The sequence below is a fragment of the Methylocaldum sp. genome (assembly GCF_039794385.1).
GTDB lineage: Bacteria > Pseudomonadota > Gammaproteobacteria > Methylococcales > Methylococcaceae > Methylocaldum.
Window position 1 is genome coordinate 1 of sequence record NZ_JBDIVO010000247.1, and the last position, 7,018, is coordinate 7,018.

6 protein-coding genes are annotated in these 7,018 nt (G+C 60.7%); 2 read left to right on the plus strand and 4 right to left on the minus strand.

Features of this window, described 5'->3' with window-relative positions:
• Both ABJK70_RS17625 and ABJK70_RS17630 read right to left on the minus strand, forming a co-directional pair.
• Window positions 1-2,916, minus strand: a 2,916-nt coding sequence (locus ABJK70_RS17625) for a glycosyl hydrolase family 65 protein (RefSeq protein ID WP_347258625.1), incomplete at its 3' end; no start/stop codon positions are given.
• A gap of 21 nt (window positions 2,917-2,937) precedes the next feature.
• Complete coding sequence (locus tag ABJK70_RS17630; RefSeq protein ID WP_156881950.1) at window positions 2,938-3,309, minus strand: cupin domain-containing protein; 372 nt, start codon at window positions 3,307-3,309, stop codon at window positions 2,938-2,940.
• Window positions 3,310-3,435: 126 nt separating this feature from the next.
• On the opposite strand from ABJK70_RS17630, the gene ABJK70_RS17635 reads away from it, so the two are divergent.
• Window positions 3,436-3,654 (plus strand): hypothetical protein, encoded by a 219-nt coding sequence (locus ABJK70_RS17635; RefSeq protein ID WP_156881949.1) that lies wholly within the window; start codon window positions 3,436-3,438, stop codon window positions 3,652-3,654.
• Window positions 3,655-4,014: 360 nt separating this feature from the next.
• Here ABJK70_RS17635 and ABJK70_RS17640 read toward each other — a convergent pair whose 3' ends face one another.
• A complete protein-coding gene (locus ABJK70_RS17640; protein WP_347258626.1) occupies window positions 4,015-4,617 on the minus strand; it encodes an HdeD family acid-resistance protein in 603 nt (200 codons plus the stop codon).
• A gap of 92 nt (window positions 4,618-4,709) precedes the next feature.
• Complete coding sequence (locus tag ABJK70_RS17645) at window positions 4,710-5,117, minus strand: hypothetical protein (protein ID WP_077730045.1); 408 nt, start codon at window positions 5,115-5,117, stop codon at window positions 4,710-4,712.
• A 535-nt stretch (window positions 5,118-5,652) separates the two neighbouring features.
• On the opposite strand from ABJK70_RS17645, the gene ABJK70_RS17650 reads away from it, so the two are divergent.
• A complete protein-coding gene (locus tag ABJK70_RS17650; protein WP_347258627.1) occupies window positions 5,653-6,669 on the plus strand; it encodes a metallophosphoesterase in 1,017 nt (338 codons plus the stop codon).
• Window positions 6,670-7,018: the final 349 nt, after the last annotated feature.

Sequence of the window (7,018 nt, forward strand, 5' to 3'; positions counted from 1 at the left end):
GCCGAGATCGAAAACCCGCGTGCTGCCGCCGGGGAAGTCGTGTACTTCATCCTTGAATGCCAGGCGGATCGGCGCGATGCCGGGTTCGCGCCCGTGTACGGTAAGGGCGTCGCGGGTGAGATGCAAATCGAGCGTGTGTCCGCGATAGCGAATGCGCAGGTCGAGGCGCGCCAATTCCGCCGGCAATTGCGGATTGAGCCTGAGGACATCGCTCGTGACCTCGACGCCGGTCGTTACGCGCTGCATCAGATCGACCGTCCCCGCCATGGCGCCGAGGTGCACGCCCTCGGCCGTGGTGCCTTGCTGAATGTCGCTCAAGTCGCTCTGCAACGCCTCCGCGAAGTAGGTCATCGCGCGCGGCCGGTTCGATCGCGCCAAGACCCACGCGTGCACGACCCGCGACAATGTGGAGCCGTGCGACGAACGGCGGTCGTAATACGTGACGTTGCGCGGAATGGTTTCATATTCGAACGGATAGCCGAGATGTGTGAACAGATCGCTCAGCTCCTCGGCCGAAAACAGATAGAACAGCATCAGCACGTCGGCCTGCTTCGACAGCTTATAGCGGTTCGCCGTGTCGTTCTCCGCTTCGAGAATGAGATCCAGGCGCTGGATGTTGCCGTACCGCCTCCGGTAGTCCTCCCAATCCAGCTCGATGAGCTTTTCGTAGCCCTCGAACTGGCTGATGACCCCGTTCCCGTGAAACGGCACGAACATTCGCCGGCTGATGTCCTCCCAACGCGCGGTTTCTTCCGCGGACAAGGGAAGCTCGCGCATGAGCTCCAACCGCCGGAGATCGGGGAGCAGCCTGAGCACGTCCAGTGCCCGGCGCAGTACCCACACGGCCATGATGTTGGTATAGGCGTTGTTGTCGAGGCCGGGCGTCGGCGCATCGGGATAGCCTTCGTGGAACTCGTCCGGGCCCATCACCCCGCGGATCTCGTAGCGGCCCTTTTCTTCACCGAAGCTCGCGATGCTAGCCCAGAAGCGGGCGATCTCGAGCATCAGCTCGGCACCGGCGAACTGCAGAAACTCGATGTCACGGGTAACCTGAAAGTACTGCCAGACGTTGTAGGCAATGGCGCTGCCGACGTGGCGCTGCAGATAAGAGTTGTCGGGCACCCATCGCTGCGAGCGCGGATTCAGGTTGAGCTCCTGGGTTTCCTCCTGCCCATCGCTTCCGCTTTGCCATGGGAACATGGCGCCCCGGAATCCGGCGCTTTTCGCCGCGGCTCGCGCTTCGTCTAGGCGCCGATAGCGGTACATGAGCAGCGAGCGGGTGATCTCGGGCATTCGAAAATTGAGGAACGGGAAGATGAACAGCTCGTCCCAAAAAATGTGGCCCTGATACGCTTCGCCGGTCCAGCCGCGTGCCGGCACGCCGATATCGAGATCGATGGAGTTGGGGGACACGGCCTGCAGCAGATGAAACATGTTCAGCCGAAGCATCATCGGCGCGTTCAGCCCGAAATCGCGTCCGGCGGGTTCCATGTGGATGTCGAACCTTCGCCACAGGTGCATCCAGGCCAGGACGTGGTCCGACAGCGCGGCCTCGAAGCGTCCGGCTCGCGCCATCGCCTTGCGCGCCGCCAGGGCGCACTGGGAGATGGCGCGATCGCGCGAGGTATGGAGCATGGCGAGTTTCTCCAGCACCAGCGTCTCCCCCGGCTTGAGCCGCATGCCGAACGCCTGCCCGATATACCCGGGTTCGCAAACCGTTCGACGCGGCGTCTTGACAAGCTTGCCGCCTTTGAACGCCTGCGTTCGCGCCGCCTGCGCGACATGCAGCTTCGACTGAGATGTACGCACTTCGAGACACACCCCGTCCTCGCCGACGATTTCACCCGTCAGCGGCTCCAGGTGCTGATTGTTGAATTTCCGATAAAGCTTCGCGCCCGCGTTGACAACACGCCCGTCGATGGCCGTGCGGACCGTGATGCGGGCAGACCAGTTCTCGGCGGTCAGGGTGAGCTCGATCGCACCCAGATGCATGTCGACCATCGACACCAGGCGCCGCTCCGTAAGCGTGCTCCGCCGCCCTTTGCCGTCCTCGAAGCGTATGGCCCTCGACAGCAGGCCGCTGCGGAGGTCCAGTTCTTGACGATGTGACAGGATTCTGACCTTTCGCTCATCGAACCAATCCTCGTCGGCGATGCGAAACTCGAGCGCGAGCCAATTGGGGAAGTTGACGAGGTCCTCGTTTTCGACCACCCGTCCGGCGATATCGGTCCGCAGCCGGTTGTAGCCGCCTGCCAGGTAGGTGCCGGGATAACGGATATCGTCCGCCCGCGCCCAGGGCGCTGCTCCGCGCGTCTCGAAATAGCCGTTTCCGAGGGCGCACAAGGATTCCCGGATGCCCTCGCGTGCCGGGTCGAAGTCCTCGTACGCCAACACCCAGGCAGAGGGCGGTTCGAGCGACACGCGGATGTTCGCCAAGCCGGTCACGACGGCATCGGCGCCGGCCTCCCGCAAGGCCTGCGACCGACCGCTGCGGTCGATGCCGATAACCAGGCCGAACCGGCCCATGTGTCCCGCCTCGACCTCGCCGACCGTATCCGCCACGACGACCGTTCGCAGCGGTTCCACTCCGAGCCGCCGCGCCGCCTCCAGAAGCGCATCGAGCGGCGGCTTGCCCTCGAGCTCCGGACGGATGATCTCCGACCGGTCCACATAAATATCGAACAGCGGCGCGATACCGGCGGCTTCCTGCATCGCTGCAAAGTCGTTGCCGGCAGCTACCACGGCCGTTCGAATCGCCTGCGCCCGGAGCGACCGCACCAGATCGATCGCGGCTTGATCGACTTCGATGGCCCCATGCTGCTCCGAATATTGCGCAAAATATCCGCCGTCGAGGTCGAACAAGACGGCATCGTAATCGCGCGGCAAGAGAGCGACGATGGGGCCGGCAGTGCTCATCTCGGCACTCGAATGCCGATCTCAGTGTTCCGCAGGCTCGTCGGCCTTCGTTCGGTGCACGGTGCCGTCGGGATGCTCGGGCGGGCTGTAGAGCGTGTACAGCCTGAGCGGCTGGTCGGATGAGGTGTTGATCACGTTGTGTTCGACGCCCGCCGGAATCACCACCGCCACGCCATCGCTCAACGGGTGCTCTTCACCGTTTAGCACGGCCAGGCCGGTTCCGGCTTCGATGCGGATGAACTGATCGTGCTCCTCATGGGTTTCGACTCCGATTTCCTCGCGCGGCTGGAGCGTCATCAGCACCAGCTGGGTATTCCGGCCGGTATAGAGCACGCGGCGGTAGTCCTGGTTTGCGAGCGTATCGCGTTCGATGTCCGTTGTGTATCCGATCATAAGTCACCTCCAAAAACGATTGCGGCAAGACGAAAATTCAATGAGCGGTCAGTCCGCCGGCTTCGAAGCGCCTCTCGCGCCTATCGTCCCGGTACGATTTTCCAAAGCTCACCGTTGGTCTCGTCGGTGACGACGTACAATCCACGGCTGCTCGAGCCCCGTTGCGAGCACGACGACGTCGAAGGCGACATCGGATTGGACGGCGCACGCGCGGGTCTGACCGGGAAACGCCGGGCGCTGGTCCGGCGCGTTCGGCGCGCGTGTCTCGAACGGCGGACAGGCGCCTGTCCCGCCGGACGTCTGCGCCCCGCCGCTGCCCGCACAGACCATCAGGACGAATATTGAGATACAGGCTACGCGGCAAGTCTGCATGGTGCGGCCCTCCTTGGCGGATGATTCCATTCTTGAGACCAGCGAGACAATAAGAAGTGCGCCGCTCGCAGGCGAAGGCCGGGCGACCGGTCCCCAGGAGGGGGCCACAAAAAACAGACGGGGCATTCCGGAGGATTATCGAGCCGCGTAAACCGGACTCCGCTTATTCGGTCTTTCGTATCCCTCTTGTTGGACGGGCCGAGGGAAAGGCTTGGGGGAAAACGAAAACAAACGCGGTCCGGTATCTTTTTGACCCATCCGAAGATGACTCTCGCTCCCATGCCCCGTCCCACGACCCAAATGGCGTTTTCGTGCCGTTTACTCGTGGCAGGACTAGGCCTTATTCGGCGATCCTTCCCAGGCTTCGGATTCCTTTGCGGTCAGTGCGATCGCGATACAGCTCCAACCGTTCATGATCAATTCTATTGCGACGAAAAGACCGATGACCCAAAGTCCGGAAACCGGCCATTCCGACACGATCATGACGCCCAGCAGTATTTCGAGCATGGCGCTTGCAAGCGGCCAAACCCAGCTTTTGAGCCCGCGGAGTTGAAGGGCCATAACCATCCGCGCGATACCGATGCCGATCAGCGCTCCGCCAAGGACCAAGGTAAGAAGGGTTGATGCGGCCACAGGGTTGTTAATGATGGTTATACCCGCAAGCAAATAGAGGATGCCGATGAGTACGGACAGAATGATGCTTTTCCATCCCGTGGCCTTGACGGCATGAAATATCTGGAAGCTTCCGCCAATGAGCAACAGGACTCCGAAATAAACCATGCTGGCCACGGTCAAGAAAAACGTCATGCCCAGCCCGATCGTACCGAGAATGATCAATACGATTCCCAGGGCCAGGAGCCAACCCCAATTCTGTCTGAGTTCGCCGAAGAAAACGTCCGGGCCGCCCGCGCCGGTCAATCGTTCCGTATATGACATGACGAAGTCCTCCTTGTCAGATGCAGACAAGGTTTGACCGCAGCGTCGGGCGCTTCGTTCGCTTTCTCGGCAGGCATGTCAGGATCGGGCGATTACTTCAGTTCTTCGATCGCCAGCCGGTGGTAACGGTGCGCGAAATCGAACGGTACGCGGCGAACGACGTTCATCGCGCGTGCCGCGTCGGTGTCGCCGGGTGCATAGATCAGCAAAAATGCGGAGCCTTGCCGGGCCGCATCCAGATGGGCTTGCACCGCATCGTCGCTCCAGCCCAATCGCGCGAGAAAGCCCGTGTTTTCCGCAAGATTACGCTGCGCGGCGGCAGCCACTTCTTCGCACGTATAAAGCTGGCAATCCGCCTGCTCATAACCGCCGGTTAGGAGATCTTGCTGTACCCGCTGTGCGTCCTCCCGTTTCGGGAACGCGACGACCAGGTAGCCGACAGGATAAAAAATGCCGAAGTCCGTGGTCTTAGGGGGCGTGCGCGGTTCTTGATTGCTCATGATTCATGCTCCTTTGACGTGACATCGTTAGTCCTTTAGACAGCTGGATTAGGCAATTTGACTGCGAATACTAAAGCCGCGTTTGTTCCCGCCGTTGGCGCCGCCAGGGTGGGTTAGGGCTTCGCGGCCTAACTCACCTACAAAATCAATCCCTCATTGACAGCGATCCGGAATATCAAGGTCCGCGGTTCTTTCTGGATCTCATCCGGAACCTTGCGTACCACGCGTCGGATTCCGCTCCTCGATGAAACGTTTCGTTACCCGATCGCGGGACATGTTTCTCCGATATCCCACGAGGCGTACCCGAAACGCCCACAACCAAGGCATGGATGTGAAAAGGGAGCACCGACGATAGCCAGTCCGTCACCGAATCGTTACGAAATCCTAATAGACCTGTAATGCGCCGCCGATTAAATGGCCGCGCTTCTGAACAAATGTCGGGCCTCGACCACCTGGTAACCGTCGAGTTCGCCGATTGGAAAGGGGCCGCTTGCGGCCCTTTTATTTTCTTTCCAACCCGGAGCTCATTGTGAACATGACACCAGTCAAATCCCTGCTTTTTGCCGCCGCTTGCGCCGTCGCACTCGGCCAAACCGCCAGTGCCGCACCGGAGCACAATAACGCCCACGGTTACGGCAAGTTCGAGTTCGCCTTGATCGGCGACGTGCCGTATGCCCCGGCCGATTTTTGGAAGCTCGATAACGTGATCGCGGAAATCAATGCGAACCATAAATTGAAATGGGTTCTGCATGCCGGCGACATCAAGAACGGTTCCACCCTGTGCTCGGACGAAGTGTTCGAGGATCGGCTGCAACGCTTCCGGCGTTTCGAGATTCCCTTCGTTTTGACCCCCGGCGACAATGAATGGGCGGATTGCCATCGCGCCAACAATGGCTCCTATCAGCCTTTGGAACGGCTGGCCAAGCTGCGAGAAATGTTCTATCCGGTGCCCGGTCAGACGCTGGGCGAGAAAACCATGACGGTGGAAACCCAGGCCGCCGATCCGAGCTATCCGGAATTCGTCGAGAACACGCGCTGGATGGAACAGCACGTCATGTTCGCGACAGTGCACATCGTCGGCAGCAATAACGGCCTGGCGCCGTTCGCCGCCCGCACCCCGGCCGACGACGAGGAAGTCGCTCGCCGCATCGAGGCGGCCCGCGCCTGGATCAGCGAGACCTTCGCGAAAGCCGAGGCGGAAGACGCACGCGGCGTGCTGCTTCTGTTTCAAGCCAATCCCGGTTTCGAGCTGGCCAAGGGCAGCGCGGGGCGGCGCGGTTTCGAGGAAATTCTCGCCGACATGGAAGCGGAAGCGATCAAGTTCGAGAAGCCGGTCGTTTTCGCTCACGGCGACTCGCATTATTACCGTGTGGACAAGCCCATGATGGGCAGTAACAGCAAGCGGCGCATCGAGAACGCGACGCGCGTGGAAACCTTCGGTGCCGACGACGTGCACTGGCTGCGGGTCGTCGTCGATCCGAATTCGGCGGACGTCTTCTCGGTTCATCAGGAAATCGTCGAAAAGAACCTGGAACAGCATCCGTTGCCCTAGAGCATTTTCCGATTCGGTGCCAGAGAGCCCGATATGTAGGTCGGCAATCCCTTGCCGAACCGATAAGTCGGCAAAGGATTGCCGACCTACGTTCTTCCCGCCCGACACGAAGCCGTACACCGGGATGAAAAACGTTCTAATCGGCCGACGAAACACCCTGCGAGAAGTTCCGGGGTACGTTTTAGCCGGTGAAAGGACCGCTTTCGCGGTCCTTTCTTTTGCTCGCTTGCACGGGCGAAATTGCAGACATTCCGGCAGTATCCCAAGAGCTCAACTCTTTCCAGCATTCGTAGGTCGGCAATCCTTTGCCGACGCACCCGTTGGCCCAACTGTGCCGTCGGGAAGGGCG